Source organism: Ensifer sp. M14 (assembly GCF_003355565.1).
In the GTDB taxonomy this organism is placed as follows: Bacteria; Pseudomonadota; Alphaproteobacteria; order Rhizobiales; family Rhizobiaceae; genus Ensifer.
In genome coordinates this window covers 1,144,443-1,163,150 of sequence record NZ_QJNR01000004.1, presented here as the reverse complement: position 1 = coordinate 1,163,150, position 18,708 = coordinate 1,144,443, and the positions used below count along the sequence as shown (strand labels likewise).

Below are 18,708 nucleotides of genomic sequence, written 5' to 3'. Positions count from 1 at the left end.
CGCAATAGGTTTTTGACGTCGCCGCCTTCTTCAGATCGATCAGCCTGCTATCCCACGTCGGCACCTGCACGCCCTTGTAGCCACAATCGGCCGCCCATTTCGTGATCGACGCAAACGAGTTGAACGGCGCGACATCCCCGGCAAACTGCGCCAGAAACAGGCCAGGGCCCTTGATCGTTTTCATCCCGAACATCCTCCTGATGCTATGGCTGCCGACAAAGCCGGCCTCTTAGGCCAACGACAGGAAGAAGCGGAAGAAGGTTTCATTTTCGCTCTTACTGAAGTACCTGAAACGTTGCAGGCGCCGAAACTAGCAGATTTTTTGCTTGGAGCAACCGGCCGAAGGACAGTTTTCGCAAATCCGTTCGAGGCATGCCCGGGGCCCGCAGGCGAGCATTCAGGGCAGAAAAAGGGGCGAAGGTTTCCCTCCGCCCCGTGTTCACAAAACGTATACGACTGCCCGATCAGACGTAGCGGTTGACGACATTCTCCAGCAGCTCCTGCTTGCCGGATTTCGGCTGCGGGTTGAGGTCGGACTTCAGTACCCAGGCTTCGATCTCTTCCAGCGAGAAGCCGCCGTCGAGCATCTTCTTGGCTTCAGGCACCTGCCAGCCGGCATAGCGCTGATCAAGCGGGCCGGACAGTGCCTTGTCTTCGATCATCTGGGCGGCAGCCTTGAGGCCGCGGGCGCAGCAATCCATGCCGCCGATATGGCCGATCAGCAGGTCTTCGGGATCGATTGACTGGCGCCGCAGCTTCGCATCGAAGTTGGTGCCGCCGCTCTTGAAGCCACCGCCGGCCAGAACCTGGTAGTAGGCGAGCGCCATTTCCGGCACGTTGTTGGGGAACTGGTCGGTGTCCCAACCGGACTGGTAGTCGTTGCGGTTCATGTCGATCGAACCGAAGATGCCGAGCGCGTTGGCAAGCGCCAGCTCATGCTCGAAGGAATGGCCGGCAAGGATCGCGTGGCCCTGTTCGATATTGACCTGCACTTCTTTTTCCAGGCCGTACTTCTTCAGGAAGCCGTAAACGGTGGCGACGTCATAGTCGTACTGGTGTTTGGTCGGCTCCTGCGGCTTCGGCTCGATCAGGATCGCGCCCTTGAAGCCGATCTTGTGCTTGTATTCGACAACCAGGTTGACGAAGCGGCCGAGCTGGTCGAGCTCGCGCGAAAGATCGGTGTTGAGCAGCGTCTCATATCCTTCGCGTCCGCCCCACAGCACGTAGTTCTCGCCGCCCAGACGCTGCGTGGCGTCAAGGCAAGTCTTGACCGTCGCGGCCCCAAAGGCAAACACATCCGGGTCAGGATTGGTGGCGGCACCCGACATGTAGCGGCGGTTGGAGAACAGATTGGCCGTTCCCCAGAGCAGCTTGACGCCTGTGTCGGCCTGCTTCTTTGCGAAGTAGTCGACGATCTCGTTGAGGTTCCTGGTGTTCTCGACGAAGTTGCGGCCCTCGGGACGCACGTCGGCGTCGTGGAAGCAGTAGTAGGGAACGCCGAGCAGCTGGAAGAATTCGAAGGCGACATCGGCCTTCAGCTTGGCCGCGTCCATCGTGTCCTTGAACCAGGGGCGCTCGAAGGTTTGTCCACCGAAGGGATCTCCACCCGGCCAGACGAAGGTGTGCCAATAGGCGACCGCAAAGCGCAGGTGATCTTCCATGCGCTTGCCGAAGACGACCTCGTCCTTGTTGTAGTGGCGGAAGGCGAGCGGATTGCTGCTCTCCGGTCCTTCATACTTGATCTTGGCGATATCGCCGAAAAATCCCGTGCTCACGGTGTAGCTCCTCTTAAGGGTGGTGGACCGGCGTCGCGGTTGCGAAACGTCCGGCCATTACGTGGAAGGTAATTGGTTTCATTCCCTCGGCGGGCGATATCTGGGGCATCGAAACGCCAACCGAAGGAACATTCAGATGAACGACTTCAACGAAATCGCCGAGGCCTATATCGCCGCCTGGAACGCCGAGGTCGGCAGCCGCAACACACTGATCGAAAAGGCTTTTACTGCCGATGTCGCCTACCGCGACCCGATCATGCAGGGTGACGGGCACGAGGGCATCGGCGGCCTGATCGCCGGCGTCAAGGGCCAGTTCCCCGGCTTCGTCTTCACGCTGAAGGGCGCCCCCGACGGGTTTGCCGACACGATCCGCTTCTCTTGGGCACTCGGCCCCGAAGGCGTTGATTCCGTCATCGAAGGCACCGACATCGGCCTGATCGAAAACGGCCGACTGAAGCAGGTTACCGGCTTCATCGACAAGGTACCGGCGCAGTAAGTGCGCTCGATCGGAAACAGCCATGGAAGGGCGCGGTGCGGTCACGTCGTCGCGCCCTTGATGGCCGGATAAAGGCGCCGGTAGCGCTGGTAGGCCTCTTCGTAGGCAGGCACCAGGCCAGCATCGGGCGCGATCGTTTCCGCTGTTTTCGGCGCGTAGCAAGTCGCAACCGGATCGGCACCGGTTGCCGCGATCAGCCCCAGGCGCGCGGCGCCGAAGGCAGCGCCGAAATCGCCGTCGGCGGGCAGATCGACCGGCAGATCGAGCGCAGTCGCGATCGACTTCAGCCAATAACGCGAGCGCGAGCCGCCGCCGATTGCCGTCACCCGCGAAAGCGTCGTACCGGCAGCACGCAGGGCTTCGAGGCTGTCACGGATGGCAAAGGAAACCCCTTCCATCACCGCCTGCGTCAGCACCACTCGGCTGCTCTCGTGGCCGAGCCCGGCAAAGGCGCCGCGGATAGCGGCGTCGTTGTGGGGCGTGCGTTCGCCGGAAAGATAGGGAAGAAAGGTCACGCCGCCGGGCGCCTTCAGCGTCTCGCCAAGTTCGGCGCTGAGATCGGCGGCACTATGACCGGCGATGCCCGAATACCAGTTGAGCGCATCGGTCGCCGACAGGATGACGCCCATCTGATGCCAGGTGTTCGGCAGCGCATGGCAGAAGGCGTGAACGGCGCTTGCCGGGTTGGGCAGATAGCGCGCATTGGCGGCAAACAGCACGCCCGACGTGCCGAGCGAAACGAAGGCGTGGCCCTCCCCCACAGTCCCCATGCCGCAGGCGGAAGCGGCATTGTCACCGGCACCGCCGGCAACCACGACATTGCCCGAAATTCCCCAGCGTGCGGCGAGTTCGGACCGAAGCGTTCCGGCTGCATCCGTGCCTTCGACGAGGTCCGGCATCTGCCGTTCCTCCATGCCGGTGACGGAAAGCAGGTTCTCCGACCAGCGGCGCTTGGCCGTGTCGAGCCAAGCAGTGCCGGCCGAATCCGACATTTCCGAGATATGCTCGCCGGTCAGCCACAGGCGCAGATAGTCCTTCGGCAGAAGCACCCGGCGCACCCTGGCGAAAATCTCGGGCTCGTTTTCGCGAACCCAGACAAGTTTGGGCGCGGTAAATCCCGGGAAGACGATGTTGCCAGTGACGGCGCGGAATTGCGGGTCGGCGTCGAGTGCCGCCGCCTCGCGAAAACTGCGGGTGTCGTTCCAGAGGATGCAGGGGCGCAGCACCTTGTCATCCGCATCGAGCAGCGTCGCACCATGCATCTGGCCGGAAAGGCCGATGCCACGCACGGCGCCGAGCGCTGCCGGGTGCGCCGCCTTCAGGCCGGCGATTGCCTCCTCGCTGGCGCGCACCCAATCGGCCGGATCCTGCTCCGACCAGCCGGGATGCGGCCGGGAGACATCGAGCGCACCGGAAGCCGAGCCGACAATGCGCTGATTGTCGTCGATCAGCATCGCCTTGACGCCCGAGGTGCCGAGATCCAGTCCGAGATACATGTAGGCCTCCATTGAGAGCAACCTCGGGAAAAGCGCGCAACGATTTTCCGTCAGGAATTGTGTAAATTCAAAGTATTACGCCGGCTCGACCGGCAGGTTGTCTTTCAGGAAGATATCGATGCGGATGCGCTCCTGCGCTTCGATCATCGACAGGCCGTCGGCTCGGGCCTTCAGCACGCGAATGGCGCTCCTCACCTCATGACCCGCATCCTGGTTGAGCAGCGCATCGATCGTGCCCGACACCAGTGCAGCCCGGCTATACGGCGTCAATTCATGCGCGATTGCGCAAATCTCGGACTGTCGCCCTGCCTCTTCGAGCGCCGCGATCAGGCCGCGGTTGCCAGCGCCGAGGCTGTAGATGCCGGCGAGATCCGCATGCGCAGCCAGCAGATCCCGTACCAGCGTCTCGACCTCGGTCGGATCGTCGTGGCCCTCGACCACGGGCAGCAGATGCCGCTTGGCCGCCCCTTCGTTGACGGCAGTACTGAAGCCTTCAAGCCGATCCCGGTGGTCTCGCACCAGCATCGAGCCGGCGACGATCGCGACCGGCCCGTCGCGGCCGCCGAGGAAACGCCGCATCAGACTGCCGGCGGTGCGCCCGGCTGCAATGTTGTCGACACCGGCGAAATGGTCGCGCTCCGACCCGGTCAGGTCGGAGACGAGCGTGATGACGGCAATGCCGTCCTCGCGAAGCCGCCCGACGGCGGCAACCACTTCCGGCGCCTCGACGGCAACGACGGCAACGCCGGCCGGTGTGCGCCGGCGCGCGTCGTCGAGGGCTGCGGCCAGCGCCGCGGCATCGAAAGCGGGAACGGACAGAATGGTAATCTCGGTGCGTTCGACGGCGGAACGGGCTATTGCTGCTTCAATCTCCGCCTCAAGCCCGCGCATGAAGGCGTTTTCGCCCTCGGGCAGGATGAAGATCAGCGGATAGCTGCGGCTCTTGGCAAGGTTGGCCGCCGCCACGTCCCTGACATAACCGAGCGTCGCGATGGCGCGCTCGACCTTGTCACGCGTGACCGACCTGACCCCCGGGCGATTGTTCAAAACCCGGTCGACGGTCGCAAGGCTGACGCCTGCTTCTGCAGCAATGTCGTGAACTGTAGGGCGCATCATTTCCTCCCGCAAACTGCCTTAGAGGAATTTTTGATGTACGTAAATCAAAAATGCGAGCGAGACTGCCGAACGCTGTTTTCGCTGGCTAAAACCGCTTGCTGAACGCCTGGGTGAAAACGACTTCGCCGTGGCCTTTTCCGGCTTCGCCAAGCGCCACGTCCATGAAGCCGTCGGTCACGCGCACAAGCGCGAAACCGCCCATATACGCAGCCTTGGGCTTGAAGAGGTCGAGACCTTCGCGGCGATAGATCATCGCCGTTTCGTGCTGGTGGCCGTGAAACGCGCCGACGACGTTGTAGCCCCCGATGGCGTCGACGAGCGCCTGACGCTGCTCGGCACTCCACCAATGTGGCGGGCCGTCGCCCTGATCGTCGAAGGTCTTGGCGGAAGCGTCCCAGACTTCGGTCGAAAAAGCGTCCCAGCCATAATGCTGGAACAGGATCACTGGCCGGCCGTCGGCCGCGTAGGTTTCCAGATCCTGCTTCAGCCAGGGAAGCGCATCGACGGCGCCCTTGCTGACATCGCCGCCGAAGCGCTGGAGTTGGACGAGATGCAGCCCGCCCCAGTCCCAGGAATAACAATCCGACAGTGGATCGTAATTGCTAACCGGCACCGGCGGCTTGTAGAACACCGTCTGCCGATGGTTGAGTTCGACATAGTCCCGCAGTTCGCGGCGATACCAGTCCACATGCGGCGGCGGGCCATCCTGGTCGAGGTCATGATTGCCGAGACCGACATAGACGGGGAAGTGTACCCGGTCGGCACCCGGCCCTTCCTGATAGCGGCTGGAAAACTGCTGTAGCTGTCGTCCCTCGCGCGGCTGGCGCACCTGCCCGCCGCCGTCATCGGTCACGTCGCCGCCCAGCACCAGGCCGAGCGGATGGCCGATCCGCCGGCCGGCGCTGCCAAGCCCGCTCGCCTCGCCGGCAACGCTCTCCGGCCACCGCATCGCCGGCAGACCATTGAGCGCCGCCACGTGACGTAAAAGGTTCTCGTCGGTCTTGCCCTCCGCCGCACAGTTCGGCGCAAGGCCTTCGGTCGAGACGAGGCAGGCATGGATGTCGTTCGAAAACAGGAAGGTGGCATCGATGGGCGGGCGCCCGGCTGCCCATGTCGGCCTTGCCAGCAATGCCGCGCCCATGCCGGCCGCACCGGCAAGGAAGGACCGCCGGGAGATGGCGAAGCGCTTGAATGCCTGCATGAATGACCCCGTTTCCGCCCGGCCGGCGATTGTTTTCCGGCCGGATTGTGCCGCAACGCGACGATCGCGTAAACCGTGCGGATGGGCTTGGTTGCCGGGCCTAGTGGCCGCCGCCGCTTGGGCCAACGCCCTCCGGTTTCTTGATCATCATCACGCCCAGGATCAGCGACAGGAACAGCACCGTCAGGATGACGAAGACGTCGCTGAACGACAGGATCATCGCCTGCTTCTGCGCCATCGCTGCAAGCTGCTTGATGGCGATCGAAGCACCGTCGAGGCCATGGGCGTCGAACTTGGCCGCCATGTTGTTGAACTGTTCCACAGCTTCCGGGTTACCCCACTGGATATGCTCGGAAAGCCGGGCATAGTGCAGGTCCTGTCGTTGGGTCAGGATGGTGTTGATCACCGCGAGACCGACGGCACCGCCCAGGTTGCGCGTCAGGTTGAAGAGGCCGGATGCGCCGCGCATGCGCGCCGGCGGCATGGTGCCGAGCGCGATGTTGTTGATCGGCACCATGCACAGCATCAGCCCGACGCCACGCAGGATCTGCGGGATGAACAGCTCGTAGAAGTCCCAGTCGGCCGTCAGGTGCGCCATGATCCAGGTGCCGCTGGCAAAGCTGGCAAAGCCGATGGTCATCAGCACGCGCGGATCGAGCTTGCCCGACAGGATGCCGGCAACCGGCGCGGTCAAGAACATCGCCAGACCCGAGACGAACATCGTCTCGCCGATCATCAGCGAATCGTAGCCGCGGATGCGCCCGAGATAGAGCGGATAGAGATAGGTGAGGCCATAGAGCCCGATGCCCATGACAAAGGAGAACATCGAGCCGAAGGCGAAGTTGCGGTTGGAGAACGCCCGAAGATCGACCACCGGGAACTCCACCTTGAAGGCCCGATAGAAGAAGATCACCGCGGCTACCACCGTGGCAACGGCGCCCATGACGATATGATCGTCATTGAACCAGTCGTTGGCGTTGCCTTCTTCCAGGACATATTCGAGCGAGCCGAGGAAGACCGCCATCGAGGCGAGCCCCCACCAGTCGAATTTCTTGAAGAGGCTCAGTTCCGGCTTGTCGAAATCGATGAAGGTCCAGGTCAGCGTCGCGACGATGATGCCGGGAATGACGTTGACGAGAAACAGCCAGTGCCAGGAAAAGGCGTGGCTGAGGTAACCGCCAACGGTCGGGCCGATGGTCGGCGCCAGCGTGGCGATCAGGCCGATGATCGGCGAGACGATGTTGCGCTTCGACGGCGGGAAAATGGTGAAGGCAGCCGCAAACACCGACGGGATCATGCCGCCGCCGATAAAGCCCTGGATCGCCCGATAGACGATCATCTGGTCGATATTGGTAGCGGTCGCGGCCAGCGCGCTTGCCGCCGTGAAGCCCGCAGCCGACACCGAAAATAACACGCGGGTCGACACGATGCGCGCCAGCGTGCCCGACAGCGGGATCATGATGACTTCGGCGATGAGGTAGGAGGTCTGCACCCAGCCGATTTCGTCGGAGCCGGCTGACAGACCCGCCTGGATCTCTGCAAGCGAGGCCGAAACGATCTGGATGTCGAGGATCGCCATGAACATGCCGACGACCATGGCGAAGAAGGCGATCAGCCTTCTCGGATCCATATGTTCCTCGACCTTCGGTGCGGCTGCCGCCACCGAGCCTGCTGTTGCCGTTGCGGCCATCTGAGCCACTCCCTGCGTGTAAAGGCGCGGGCGGCGCGTTCCATCGAACTCGCCGGCGCGCCAGGCCCGATTACTTCGTGGCGGCGACCTTGGTCTCAGCGGGCGCCGTGCGCGTGTCGACATCGACGACGACGCTCAAGCCCGCCCGCAAATGGCCTTCCGCCAGCACATCGGCCGGCAGCGTGATGCGCACCGGCACGCGCTGGATCACCTTGGTGAAGTTGCCGGTGGCGTTTTCCGCCGGCAGCAGCGAGAACACAGAGCCGGACGCCGGCGAGATCGAGGCGACCGTGCCTTCGATCGCGTGCTCGTCATAGGCGTCGATATGGACCTTGACCTTCGAGCCGGGGACCAGATGCGCGATCTGCGTCTCCTTGAAGTTGGCGTCGATATAGAGTTGGTCGACCGGCACGAGAGCGGCCAGACGCTGACCGGCCGAGACGAGATCGCCGACCTGGACGGCGACGTTGCCGATGACGCCGTCATAAGGCGCCTTCAAGACGGTGAAACCGAGGTCGCGATTGGCCTTGTCGCGGGCAAGCTCCAGCGAGCGGATCTGGCTTTCCGCCTCGGCGCGCTGCGCCTGCAGCACGGTGATGTTGGCGTTGGCGGTCGCGATGTTCGCATCGGCGCCGGCAAGGTTGGCCCGCGCCTGGTCCAGCGCAACGTCGGCATTGTCGCGGGAAGCAACGGTGCCGACGTCCTTGGACTGGAGGTCGCTTGCGCGCTTTTGCGCAAGTTCGGCGCCGCGCACCGTTGCTTCGAGAGCGTTTTTCTGGGCTTCCGCCTGGGCAAGGCTCGCCCTTGCCCCGGCGATCTGCGCGTCGAAGCGGCTGAGCGCCAGCTTCTGCGTCGCGATCTGGGCCTCGGTCTGCTCGGCGGCGATGCGGTAGTCGCCGTCATCGAGCGTGACCAGCGGGTCGCCGGCCTTCACCTGCTGGTTGGCGACGACGTCGACCTTGGCGACATACCCCGAAACCTTCGGGGAGATCGTGGCGATGTCGCCCTCGATATAGGCGTCGTCCGTCGAAACCATGAAGCGGCCATTGGTCCACCAGTCATAGCCATACCAGCCGCCTGCGGCCAAAGCTGCGAGGCCGAGAACCGGCAAGATCGGGCTGCGCTTCTTCTTTTTCGGGGCGGCTTCGACAGCGGGCTGCTGCGTCACAGCAGGCGCCTCGTCCGTCGCACCCTTGGCTTCGGGCGCGGCCTCATGGGTCTGCGGAACTTCAAAATCCTCGCCGACAGGGCGAACGCGAGCGGCGCTGGACGTTTTGGATGCGGACATGGGTACCGGCCTGGTTAATGAGTGGTGATTGAACTGAACCGTTCGGTTCGATCGAAGCTTGACTTAATCGCTTTGACGTCGCATATCAAGAGGGAATCGAACCGCGCAGTTCGATGGATGTAATTTAATGCGAACAGGACGGGCACAGACGGCGATCATGGAACCAGCAAAGACCGGACAGAAAGAGACCATCCAGCCTGACAACGGCATGGACGACCAGCTTTGTCCCGGCGGCGGACGCCATGCGGCGGGCGAAGACCCTGCCAAGCGCGAACAGATCCTGGAGGGCGCCCGGCGCGCCTTCATGAACCAGGGCTTCGACGCCGCCAGCATGAACGACATCACCCGCGAGGCCGGCGTCTCCAAGGGCACGCTCTATGTCTATTTCGAAAACAAGGAAGACCTGTTCAAGGCGCTGATCATCCAGGGCAAGACCCGGGTGGTTCAGACCGCCAAACATGCGCTCAACGATCACGACGATGTGGAGGAATCGCTTTTCGATTTCGGCGTGACACTGACGACCAGCATGACCGCCGAAGAGACGATCCGGTCCATGCGCATGGTGATCGGCGTCATCGACCGCATGCCGCATCTGGCCGAACGCTTCTTCAGCGAGGCACCGGAAAACGGCTACACGGTGCTCAAGGCCTATCTCGACCGCCAGGTTCCGGCGGGAACGCTCGACATCGACAATACCGAAATGGCCGCCCGACAGTTCATCGAGATGGCGCAGGCCGGGCTCTTCAAGCACCGGCTGTTCGGCGGCATGTGTTCGGCGCCGCCGCGCGAGCAGATCGAGGGCACGGTTACAGCAGCTGTGCGGGTCTTCATGGCCGCATACGGGCCGAAGAAGACGGCTTGAGCCGAAGGGCGCATTCGGCCGCCCCCCTCTTCAATCCAGCAATTGCGATCAAGCACGCCCTGCGGCAAAACCCTATGAGCATGGGTGTCTGCCACGGGAGTGATCATGAGTGCTATCGGAAGGGCGATCTGGTTCATCGAGAGCCATTTCGCGAGCGATATATCGCTGGAGGAGATCGCAGAGGCTGCCGGCTTTTCGCGCTTTCATCTGTCGCGCGTCTTCGGACTGGTGACCGGTCACTCCATCAGCGCCTATATCCGCGCACGCCGCCTGAGCGGCGCTGCGCAAACCCTTGCCGATGGCTCCTCCAGCATTCTCGCGGTGGCGCTCGAAGCGGGCTACGGCTCGCATGAGGCCTTCACCCGTGCCTTTCGCGAACAATTCGGCGTGACGCCGGAGACCGTGCGCAAGCAAGGGCACCTCAGCAACATCGCACTGACGGAGCCTATCAGAATGGACGACACCCGCCTCCTCAAACTGGACCCACCCCGCTTCGAAGACAGCCCGCCTTTGCTTCTGGCCGGCCTTGGCGAAACCTATGCCTACGGCCGCACCGAAGGCATTCCTTCGCTCTGGCAGCGCTTCAACGCCCATTTCGGCAACATTCCCGGACAGAAGGGCAATGTCGCCTATGGCGTCTGCAGCCAGAGCAACAGCGAAGCCGGCACATTTCACTACATGGCCGCAGTGGAGGTAGACGACGCCGGCAGCCTGCCCGCAGGCTTTTCGACGATCAAGCTGCCGAAACAGCGCTATATCGTGTTCCTGCACCGCGGCCATATCTCGTCGATCGCGACGACCGCGCAGCATATCTTCGGCACCTATCTTCCGGAGGCCGGTCTCCAGCATGGAGAAACGCCCGACCTGATCGAGCATTACGACGAGCGCTTCGACCCGCATTCGGGCATGGGCGTGGTGGAAATGTGGATTCCGCTGAAACCGTAAACGGTAAAGCGCCGCTGCAAACGCGCGGCGGCGCTTGTCACTTTCGCAATGTTGCTTAAATACTGCCGCGATTCTTGCGCGACGACGCGCCACCGAGACAAGGAAAGATCGCCGATGCAGGATTTAATGCTGCTAGCCCAGGACCCGGCTGCCTGGGTTGCCCTCATAACACTGGTTGTCATGGAGGTGGTTCTCGGCATCGACAACCTGATCTTCATCTCGATCCTCACCAACAAGCTGCCACCCGAACACCGTGAAAAGGCCCGCCGCATCGGTATCGGTCTCGCGCTCGTCATGCGCCTCGCTCTGCTCGGCACCGTCGCCTGGATCGTCAAGCTGACGACGCCGGTCTTCGAGGTCTTCGGACATGGCTTCTCCTGGAAGGACATGATCCTGATCGCCGGCGGTCTCTTCCTCGTCTGGAAGGCGACCAAGGAAATCCATCACAGCGTCGATCCGAGCGACCACGGCGAGGATTTCATCGCCTCTTCGGCGATCAGCAGCTTCAGCGCGGCGATCGGCCAGATTCTGTTGCTCGACCTGGTCTTCTCGGTCGACAGCATCATCACCGCCGTCGGCATGACGCCGCATCTGCCGATCATGGTCATTGCCGTCGTCGCCGCCGTCACCGTGATGCTCGTTGCCGCAACACCGCTTGCCAACTTCATCGAGAAGAACCCGACGATCGTCATGCTGGCGCTCGCCTTCCTCCTGATGATCGGCACGACGCTGATTGCAGAAGGCATGGGTCTGCACGTGCCCAAGGGCTACATCTACGCCGCCATGGCGTTTTCGGCCCTGGTCGAGGTTCTCAACATGGTGGCGCGCAATGCGCGGCTGCGAAAGAAGGCGGCCGGCAAGCCGCACTGAAGCGCAGCCATTGCCGAAAGTCGAAAAAGGCGGGGCTCCATGCTCCGCCTTTTTTCGTCGGGTCAAAAAGGCCTGCATCACGGGGATGCAGGCCATCTTGCTGCGGGCTTACGTGAGAGCGCAAGCCGGACGGGTCGGTGAGCTCGGCTGCCGTTTCGTTGGCCACGGGAAGAAATCGGAAAAACTCCCGCGTTCTCCACCTCCGTCATGTCCGATTGGCACCGTTCGCGCCTCTCGAAGGGAGAACGCATCATCCGGTCAATCGTTCCTGCTGGCTTCAGGCGTCGAGATCAGGTGCGCTTCGCGCGGCCAATGCGCCGGAGGGACAGATTTCAGTTTTTCTCCGCGTCCGGATCGCCCTTCTGCAGTTCCTGCAGATAGACGTCGAGACGATCGAACTTCTCTTCCCAGAAGCGGCGGTAGCTGTCGAGCCAGCTGTTGATGTCGCGCAACGGTGCGGCTTCGAGCCGGCAGGGGCGCCACTGCGCCTCGCGGCCACGGCTGATCAGCCCCGCACGCTCGAGCACCTTCAAGTGTTTGGAAACAGCCGGCAAGCTCATTTCGAACGGCTCCGCCAGTTCGCCGACCGAGGCCTCGCCGAGGGACAATCGGGCGAGGATGGCCCTGCGCGTGGGATCGGCCAGGGCTGAGAGCGTGGTCGACAGGCGATCTTCCGGCATTTTCTAAAAAACCTTTCAGTTAAATAACCTTACGGTTCAATATAGCCAGCCATCGGCGGTGTCAACAAAAACCGGAGTGATCCACTTTCCGTTGACATGCTCCATGTTCTATGGTCTCACGCGAGCCGACTGGAATAGCCTGCCGATACCGCTGGTGCGGCACCCCTACGGGCCTTTCCTTCCCATAAAATGCGCGCCCGGTGGCCGGACTTGTCTTCCGGCAAGGGGCGAAAAGCACGTAAAACGGGCAAAGACCATGACAGATTCAGCAGTTCGGGTACGCATTGCACCCTCCCCCACCGGCGAGCCGCATGTCGGCACCGCCTATATCGCACTGTTCAACTATCTCTTCGCAAAGAAGCACGGCGGCACCTTCATCCTCAGGATCGAAGATACCGACGCCACGCGCTCGACGCCGGAATTCGAGCAGAAGGTGCTGGACGCGCTGAAATGGTGCGGGCTCAAATGGTCGGAAGGCCCGGATGTCGGCGGCCCCTATGGCCCCTACCGCCAGAGCGATCGCAAGGACATCTATCTCGACTACGTCCGCCAGATCGAGAAGAACGGCCACGGCTTCCGCTGTTTCTGCACGCCCGAGCGGCTGGAGCAGATGCGCGAGGCACAGCGCGCCGCCGGCAAGCAGCCGAAATATGACGGCCACTGCCTGACGCTCTCAGCCGAAGAAGTGACCCGCCGCGTCGATGCCGGCGAGCCGCACGTCGTGCGCATGAAGATCCCGACCGAGGGTTCCTGCAAGTTCACGGACGGCGTCTACGGCGACGTCGAAATCCCGTGGGATTCGGTCGACATGCAGGTTCTGCTCAAGGCCGACGGCATGCCGACCTATCACATGGCAAACGTCGTCGACGACTATCTGATGAAGATCACCCACGTCGCGCGCGGCGAGGAGTGGCTGGCCTCCGTGCCGAAGCACATCCTGATCTATCAATATCTCGGCCTGACGCCGCCGGTGTTCATGCACCTGTCGCTGATGCGCAACGCCGACAAGTCGAAGCTGTCGAAGCGCAAGAACCCGACATCGATCTCCTATTACTCGGCGCTCGGCTACCTGCCGGAAGCGTTGATGAACTTCCTCGGCCTGTTCTTCATCCAGATCGCCGAAGGCGAGGAGCTGATGACGATGGCCGAGCTTGCCGAAAAGTTCGACCCGGACAACCTGTCGAAGTCGGGTGCGATCTTCGACATCCAGAAGCTCGACTGGCTGAACGGCCGCTGGATCCGCGAGAAGCTGAGCGACGACGAGTTCCTCGGCCGGGTTCTGGCCTGGGCGTCCGAAAACGATCGCCTGAAGCAGGGCCTGAAGCTGTCGCAATCGCGCATCTCCAAGCTCGGCGAACTGCCCGCGCTTGCCGACTTCCTGTTGAAGTCCGACCTCGGTCTCGAACCCTCGGCCTTCGCCAAGATCAAGTCGAGCCCGGAAGAACTGGTCGAGATCTTCAACACGGTCCAGCCGGACCTGGAAAAGATCCTCGAATGGAACAAGGAAACGATCGAGGCGGAACTGCGCGCCATCGCCGACCGCATGGGCAAGAAGCTCAAGGTCGTGCTGGCGCCGCTGTTCGTCGCGGTTTCCGGCTCGTCGCGCTCCCTGCCGCTCTTCGACAGCATGGAACTGCTCGGCCGCTCGGTCGTGCGCCAGCGCTTGAAGGTTGCGGGCCAGGTCGCCGCCTCGATGGCCGGCAGCGGAAAGTAAGGACAGGACGATGAACGACAAGACCGAGACAACAGCCCTCTCCTCCGACGTGACGGAAGTACGCGCGCAGAAGCTGAAGCTGCTGCGCGAACAGATCGGCGACGTCTATCCGGCGCATTTCCACCGCACGATGACCAATGCCGAACTTGCGGCGAAGTATGAGACCCTGGAGCTGGACACCGAGACGCAGGACGTCGTCACGGTCGCCGGCCGCGTCTACTCGTCGCGCAACTCCGGCATGTTCATGGATATCCATGACGCCTCCGGCAAGATCCAGATCTTCAGCCACAAGGACACCACGCCGGAAGACGCCCGCGCACTGCTGCCGATGATTGACATCGGCGACATCATCGGCGTCACCGGCGTCGTGCGCCGCACCAAGCGCGGCGAGCTGACGATCAACGCGCAGGCGATCACCATGCTGACGAAGTCGTTGCTGCCGATGCCCGAGAAGTGGCACGGCCTATCCGACATCGAGCTGCGCTACCGCAAGCGCCACCTCGACATCATGACCAACGAGGAATCCAAGCTCCGCTTCCAGCAGCGCAGCAAGATCGTCTCCGGCATCCGCCACTTCATGGAAGAAGACGGCTTCATGGAAGTCGAAACGCCGATGCTGCATTCGGTCTATGGCGGTGCCACGGCCGAGCCGTTCAAGACCCACCACAACACGCTGAAGCTCGACATGTACCTGCGCATCGCGCCGGAACTGTACCTGAAGCGCACGCTGGTCTCGGGCCTGACCGACAAGGTGTTCGAGATCAACCGCAACTTCCGCAACGAAGGTGTGTCGACACGGCACAATCCCGAGTTCACCATGATGGAGTGCTACTGGGCCTATGCCGACTACGAGGACATCATGGACCTCGTCGAGCGGCTGTTCACCAAGCTCGCTCTGTCGATCCATGGCTCGACCGAATTCATGTTCGGCGACAAGGAAATCTCCTTCAAGGGTCCGTTCCGCCGCGTGCCGATGCCGGATGCCGTCAAGGAAGCGACCGGCATCGACTTCCTGGCGATGAAGACCGACGAGGAAGCCCGCGTTGCCGCCAAGGCTGCCGGCTTCGAAGTCGAGAAGGACTGGACCTGGGGCGAGTGCCTCGCCTTCGTCTTCGAAGAAAAGGTCGAGCCGACGCTGATCCAGCCGTCGCACGTCACGCACTTCCCGAAGGACATCTCGCCCTTCGCCAAGGAAGTGCCGGGTGAGCCGCGCCTTGTCGAGCGCTTCGAGACCTATTGCAACACCTGGGAACTCGGCAACGCCTTCTCCGAGCTCAACGATCCGGAAGAGCAGCGCGCCCGCATGGTCGAGCAGCTCGAGCAGGCGCATGCCCGCGGCGAAAAGGCCAAGCAGCTTGACGACGAGTTCCTTGACGCCATCGACCAGGGCATGCCGCCGGCCGGTGGCCTCGGCATCGGCGTCGACCGCCTGATCATGCTGCTCACCAACGCGCCGTCGATCCGCGACATCATCCTGTTTCCGGCGCGCCGCAACAAGGCCGACTGATCAGGGCCACAACAGCACAAGACAGAAAAGCCCGGCGCGATTGCGGCGGGCTTTTTTCGTTCTCAATGATGGATTGCCGGCGCCCTCCAAGGCTAACCGTGTGTCAGTGGCCTGCTGGCGCCTCGGCGCTCTCGGCCTTGTGCTCTGGCGCTGCGGCTTCGGGTCCAGCCTCGCCCTCGACGGTGACAGCGTTCGGATCGATGCAGGGCGAACGATCGTCCATGCCGGCCATCATTCCACCGATATCGCCGACCGAAAGATCGACCGTGTTGCCGTGAAAGAAGCCGGCCGAGTTTGCCGTGCCGTCATTGTAGGACGCGCGGAAAGGCGCATCCATGCCGGGCACGCTTTGCGGGCCCGGTGCGAAAAGAACCTGAGCCCCGATTGCGGCGCCACGCACCGCAGCCCGCTCTTCCGGTCCGGCCGCATCGAGAACGACGACCTGATAGAGATCGGCCTTCTCCGTCTTGGAGAGCGCGCCGACGACGCGAAGCGCCGTGCGCATGCGCGCCTCGCCATCGGCGCGGTCCGTCTTGATGTGCAGGCGAACCCAGCGCTGGCCGTGATGGCCGAGCTTGACGGTCCTGACCAGCGTGCATTCGAGACCGGAGGTGGCGGGCTTCGACATCCGCTCCATCAGCGCGTCGCGGCCGACATAGACGGCGGCCGCACCTGAGGCAGCCGACACGCCGAATGCGGCGGCAAGGATGACGACCAGCCTCTTCGATGGGCGCAACTTGCCGAGAATAGCCTTCACGAGAATGGCTCCGCTGTCATAACAGGAACTGAAACAAAAGCCCGAAGGCGCCTTGCAAGGATAAGCGCTCGACCTTTCGGAAAGTTTAAGCGGGTTCGGCGGCCGGATGATCGAAAAGAGCACAGCTCATGTCACAGGCTGCACCAACTTTGCCGTCAGGCATATCCAACCGGGATCGATCACCGATTGACTTTCGCGGGCATCTTGCCTCCATTGCGACCCGTCAAACGCAAGAAAAAGAAAAGAAGAACACATGCACAAAGTTATCTTTGATACGGATCCGGGCATCGACGATGCGATGGCGCTCCTCTTCCTCCACCGCCACCCGGATATCGACCTCATCGGCATCACCACGGTCTTCGGCAACGCCTCGGTCGAAACGACGACGCGCAACGCGCTGTTTCTGAAGCGTGAGTGGGGCATAAAGGCACCGGTTGCCAAGGGTCTCGACAAGACCTTCAATCCGGATCGGCCGCATGTCGGCTGGCCGACCTTCATTCACGGCGATGACGGCCTCGGCAACATCGACGTGCCCGAGACGATCGACTTGCCCGTCGATCCGCGTTCCGCGCACCGCTTCATCATCGACACCGTCCGCGCCAATCCCGGCGAAGTGACGCTGATTGCCGTTGGCCGCATGACCAACCTGGCGCTGGCACTGCGCGAAGACCCGGACTTTGCACCGCTGGTGCGCGAAGTCGTGATCATGGGCGGCGCCTTCGACGTCAACGGCAACATCACCCCGGCCGCCGAAGCCAATATCCATGGCGACCCCGAGGCGGCCGACGTCGTCATGACCGCACCATGGCCTGTCACTGTCGTCGGTCTCGACGTCACGATCAAGACGGTGATGACCAAGGCGATGCTTGCCGACATCGCCGAGCGCGGCGGAGCGCCGGCGAAGCTGCTCTCGGACATCTCGCAGTTCTACATCACCTTCTACGAGCAGCATGTTCCGGATGGCATGGTGGTGCATGACAGCTGCGCCTGCGCCTATGTCGTGGCGCCAGATCTGTTCAAGGTGCGCAGCGGCGTGATCCGTGTCGTGTGCGGCGGCATTGCCGACGGCCAGACGATCCAGAAGCCCGACAGCCGGCTGTTCCCGCCGAGCCCATGGGACAACCTGCCGAGCCAGAAGGCCTGCATCGACATCGATGCGGCAAAAACCCTGAAGCTGATCGGCGACACGCTGGCACTGCACGACTGATGCCACCCCGGGCAGATCGGCACGGTCGACTGCTCGAAAAACTTTGCACCCATGGCTGGCGGATCCATTTTCGCCAGCTATCTCTAAGGGCATGAAACCGGACGCCCTGCTCTATCCCGCCCCCAAAGGTCTCTACTGCGAGATCGGGGATTTCTACATCGATCCGGTACAGCCGGTCGATCGCGCGCTGATCACCCACGGTCATTCCGACCACGCCCGTGCCGGCCACGGCCAGGTGCTCGCCACCCGCGAAACCCTCGACATCATGCGCATCCGTTATGGCGAAGGCTTTTGCGGCGTGAGCCAGGCCGTAGCCCTGGGCGAGACGATAACCGTCAATGGCGTCGAGGTGTGCTTTCACCCGGCCGGCCATGTGCTCGGCTCGGTGCAGATCTCGGTTGCCGCGAAAGGCACGCGCATCGTCGTGTCGGGCGATTACAAACGACGGCGCGATCCAACCTGCCTGGCCTTCGAACCAGTTCCCTGCGACGTCTTCATCACCGAGGCGACCTTCGGCCTGCCGGTCTTCCACCATCCGGATGACCGCAGCGAAATTCAGAAGCTGCTGACATCGCTCAAACAATTCCCCGAACGCACCCACGTGGTCGGCGCCTATGCGCTCGGCAAGGCGCAGCGAGTGATCGCGCTGCTGCGCGAGCAGAGTTACGACGAGCCGATCTACATCCACGGTGCCCTGCAGAGGCTCTGCGACTATTATCGTGGCGAAGGCATCGACCTTGGAGACCTCCGCCCGGCGACGCTTGCCGCCGACGAGAAACAGGATTTTGCCGGCACCGTCGTCATCGGGCCGCCCGCCGCCTTCGCCGACCGCTGGGCCCGGCGCTTCGTCGACCCCTTGGCGATCTTCGCCTCCGGCTGGATGATGATCAGGCAGCGGGCCAAGCAGCGCGGGGTCGAGCTGCCGCTTGTCATCTCCGACCATTGCGACTGGCCCGAACTGACGCGGACGATCCGCGAAATCGGCCCGTCGCAGGTCTGGGTCACCCATGGGCGCGAAGAGGCGCTGGTGCGCTGGTGCGAGCTCGAGGGCATCGCCGCGCGGCCTCTGCATCTCGTCGGCTACGACGACGAGGGAGAATGAGC

General features: G+C 62.7%; 16 protein-coding genes and 1 pseudogene. 8 read left to right on the top strand and 9 right to left on the bottom strand.

Translation table 11 applies throughout. The features are described 5' to 3' along the window. Together BLJAPNOD_RS05560 and xylA are read right to left on the bottom strand one after the other, a co-directional pair. Nucleotides 1-184 (bottom strand): annotated as a pseudogene (locus BLJAPNOD_RS05560) (sugar phosphate isomerase/epimerase); the annotation flags it as partial. Between the two features lie 280 nt (nucleotides 185-464). Beyond that, nucleotides 465-1,775, bottom strand: a complete 1,311-nt coding sequence (gene xylA / locus BLJAPNOD_RS05555; protein ID WP_077504844.1) for a xylose isomerase — start codon at nucleotides 1,773-1,775, stop codon at nucleotides 465-467. A 136-nt stretch (nucleotides 1,776-1,911) separates the two neighbouring features. On the opposite strand from xylA, the gene BLJAPNOD_RS05550 reads away from it, so the two are divergent. Continuing rightward, nucleotides 1,912-2,271 carry a nuclear transport factor 2 family protein gene (locus BLJAPNOD_RS05550; protein WP_115419175.1) on the top strand — a complete coding sequence of 120 codons (360 nt, stop codon included), beginning with the start codon at nucleotides 1,912-1,914 and terminating at the stop codon, nucleotides 2,269-2,271. Between the two features lie 41 nt (nucleotides 2,272-2,312). Here BLJAPNOD_RS05550 and xylB read toward each other — a convergent pair whose 3' ends face one another. From xylB to BLJAPNOD_RS05525, 5 genes are all read right to left on the bottom strand, one after another. Beyond that, a complete protein-coding gene (gene xylB / locus BLJAPNOD_RS05545; protein WP_115421150.1) occupies nucleotides 2,313-3,767 on the bottom strand; it encodes a xylulokinase in 1,455 nt (484 codons plus the stop codon). A 75-nt stretch (nucleotides 3,768-3,842) separates the two neighbouring features. After that, nucleotides 3,843-4,880, bottom strand: a complete 1,038-nt coding sequence (locus BLJAPNOD_RS05540) for a LacI family DNA-binding transcriptional regulator (RefSeq protein WP_115421149.1) — start codon at nucleotides 4,878-4,880, stop codon at nucleotides 3,843-3,845. 88 nt (nucleotides 4,881-4,968) lie between these two features. Further along, entirely contained in the window at nucleotides 4,969-6,024 is a 1,056-nt protein-coding gene (locus BLJAPNOD_RS05535) for a metallophosphoesterase (protein ID WP_115421148.1), read from the bottom strand. 160 nt (nucleotides 6,025-6,184) lie between these two features. Next, nucleotides 6,185-7,774: a DHA2 family efflux MFS transporter permease subunit gene (locus tag BLJAPNOD_RS05530; RefSeq protein WP_077504848.1), complete on the bottom strand. Its 1,590-nt coding sequence runs from the start codon at nucleotides 7,772-7,774 to the stop codon at nucleotides 6,185-6,187. Nucleotides 7,775-7,844: 70 nt separating this feature from the next. After that, nucleotides 7,845-9,062, bottom strand: a complete 1,218-nt coding sequence (locus BLJAPNOD_RS05525) for an HlyD family secretion protein (RefSeq protein WP_115419174.1) — start codon at nucleotides 9,060-9,062, stop codon at nucleotides 7,845-7,847. A gap of 157 nt (nucleotides 9,063-9,219) precedes the next feature. Between BLJAPNOD_RS05525 and BLJAPNOD_RS05520 the strand changes: the two genes are divergently transcribed. From BLJAPNOD_RS05520 to BLJAPNOD_RS05510, 3 genes are all read left to right on the top strand, one after another. Next, nucleotides 9,220-9,924, top strand: a complete 705-nt coding sequence (locus tag BLJAPNOD_RS05520) for a TetR/AcrR family transcriptional regulator (RefSeq protein ID WP_077504850.1) — start codon at nucleotides 9,220-9,222, stop codon at nucleotides 9,922-9,924. A 105-nt stretch (nucleotides 9,925-10,029) separates the two neighbouring features. Next, nucleotides 10,030-10,869, top strand: coding sequence for an AraC family transcriptional regulator (locus BLJAPNOD_RS05515; protein ID WP_115421147.1), 840 nt, complete (start codon nucleotides 10,030-10,032; stop codon nucleotides 10,867-10,869). 114 nt (nucleotides 10,870-10,983) lie between these two features. Next, a complete protein-coding gene (locus tag BLJAPNOD_RS05510) occupies nucleotides 10,984-11,739 on the top strand; it encodes a TerC family protein (protein WP_115419173.1) in 756 nt (251 codons plus the stop codon). A 332-nt stretch (nucleotides 11,740-12,071) separates the two neighbouring features. Here BLJAPNOD_RS05510 and BLJAPNOD_RS05505 read toward each other — a convergent pair whose 3' ends face one another. Beyond that, nucleotides 12,072-12,419, bottom strand: a complete 348-nt coding sequence (locus tag BLJAPNOD_RS05505) for a metalloregulator ArsR/SmtB family transcription factor (protein ID WP_115419172.1) — start codon at nucleotides 12,417-12,419, stop codon at nucleotides 12,072-12,074. A gap of 256 nt (nucleotides 12,420-12,675) precedes the next feature. Between BLJAPNOD_RS05505 and gltX the strand changes: the two genes are divergently transcribed. Continuing rightward, the gene (gltX, locus tag BLJAPNOD_RS05500; RefSeq protein WP_077504854.1) at nucleotides 12,676-14,133 is read left to right on the top strand and encodes a glutamate--tRNA ligase; all 1,458 of its coding nucleotides are present in this window, start codon (nucleotides 12,676-12,678) and stop codon (nucleotides 14,131-14,133) included. A gap of 10 nt (nucleotides 14,134-14,143) precedes the next feature. Further along, nucleotides 14,144-15,640 (top strand): lysine--tRNA ligase, encoded by a 1,497-nt coding sequence (lysS, locus tag BLJAPNOD_RS05495; protein WP_077504855.1) that lies wholly within the window; start codon nucleotides 14,144-14,146, stop codon nucleotides 15,638-15,640. A gap of 103 nt (nucleotides 15,641-15,743) precedes the next feature. Here the strand turns inward: lysS and BLJAPNOD_RS05490 are convergent, their stop codons facing one another. Beyond that, nucleotides 15,744-16,397: a hypothetical protein gene (locus BLJAPNOD_RS05490; RefSeq protein WP_077504912.1), complete on the bottom strand. Its 654-nt coding sequence runs from the start codon at nucleotides 16,395-16,397 to the stop codon at nucleotides 15,744-15,746. Nucleotides 16,398-16,650: 253 nt separating this feature from the next. Here BLJAPNOD_RS05490 and BLJAPNOD_RS05485 point away from each other — a divergent pair, with 253 nt between their 5' ends. Together BLJAPNOD_RS05485 and BLJAPNOD_RS05480 are read left to right on the top strand one after the other, a co-directional pair. Continuing rightward, nucleotides 16,651-17,604 carry a nucleoside hydrolase gene (locus tag BLJAPNOD_RS05485; RefSeq protein WP_115419171.1) on the top strand — a complete coding sequence of 318 codons (954 nt, stop codon included), beginning with the start codon at nucleotides 16,651-16,653 and terminating at the stop codon, nucleotides 17,602-17,604. Nucleotides 17,605-17,695: 91 nt separating this feature from the next. Then, nucleotides 17,696-18,706: a ligase-associated DNA damage response exonuclease gene (locus tag BLJAPNOD_RS05480; protein ID WP_115419170.1), complete on the top strand. Its 1,011-nt coding sequence runs from the start codon at nucleotides 17,696-17,698 to the stop codon at nucleotides 18,704-18,706. Nucleotides 18,707-18,708: the final 2 nt, after the last annotated feature.

What these genes read in the sequence shown, in the direction of transcription:
- BLJAPNOD_RS05550 (WP_115419175.1), top strand. Translation starts at nt 1,912, where the DNA reads ATGAACGACTTCAACGAAATCGCCGAGGCCTATATCGCCGCCTGGAAC.
- xylB (WP_115421150.1), bottom strand. Translation starts at nt 3,767, where the DNA reads ATGTATCTCGGACTGGATCTCGGCACCTCGGGCGTCAAGGCGATGCTG.
- BLJAPNOD_RS05540 (WP_115421149.1), bottom strand. Translation starts at nt 4,880, where the DNA reads ATGCGCCCTACAGTTCACGACATTGCTGCAGAAGCAGGCGTCAGCCTT.
- BLJAPNOD_RS05535 (WP_115421148.1), bottom strand. Translation starts at nt 6,024, where the DNA reads ATGGGCGCGGCATTGCTGGCAAGGCCGACATGGGCAGCCGGGCGCCCG.
- BLJAPNOD_RS05530 (WP_077504848.1), bottom strand. Translation starts at nt 7,774, where the DNA reads ATGGCCGCAACGGCAACAGCAGGCTCGGTGGCGGCAGCCGCACCGAAG.
- BLJAPNOD_RS05525 (WP_115419174.1), bottom strand. Translation starts at nt 9,062, where the DNA reads ATGTCCGCATCCAAAACGTCCAGCGCCGCTCGCGTTCGCCCTGTCGGC.
- BLJAPNOD_RS05520 (WP_077504850.1), top strand. Translation starts at nt 9,220, where the DNA reads ATGGAACCAGCAAAGACCGGACAGAAAGAGACCATCCAGCCTGACAAC.
- BLJAPNOD_RS05515 (WP_115421147.1), top strand. Translation starts at nt 10,030, where the DNA reads ATGAGTGCTATCGGAAGGGCGATCTGGTTCATCGAGAGCCATTTCGCG.
- BLJAPNOD_RS05510 (WP_115419173.1), top strand. Translation starts at nt 10,984, where the DNA reads ATGCAGGATTTAATGCTGCTAGCCCAGGACCCGGCTGCCTGGGTTGCC.
- BLJAPNOD_RS05505 (WP_115419172.1), bottom strand. Translation starts at nt 12,419, where the DNA reads ATGCCGGAAGATCGCCTGTCGACCACGCTCTCAGCCCTGGCCGATCCC.
- gltX (WP_077504854.1), top strand. Translation starts at nt 12,676, where the DNA reads ATGACAGATTCAGCAGTTCGGGTACGCATTGCACCCTCCCCCACCGGC.
- lysS (WP_077504855.1), top strand. Translation starts at nt 14,144, where the DNA reads ATGAACGACAAGACCGAGACAACAGCCCTCTCCTCCGACGTGACGGAA.
- BLJAPNOD_RS05485 (WP_115419171.1), top strand. Translation starts at nt 16,651, where the DNA reads ATGCACAAAGTTATCTTTGATACGGATCCGGGCATCGACGATGCGATG.
- BLJAPNOD_RS05480 (WP_115419170.1), top strand. Translation starts at nt 17,696, where the DNA reads ATGAAACCGGACGCCCTGCTCTATCCCGCCCCCAAAGGTCTCTACTGC.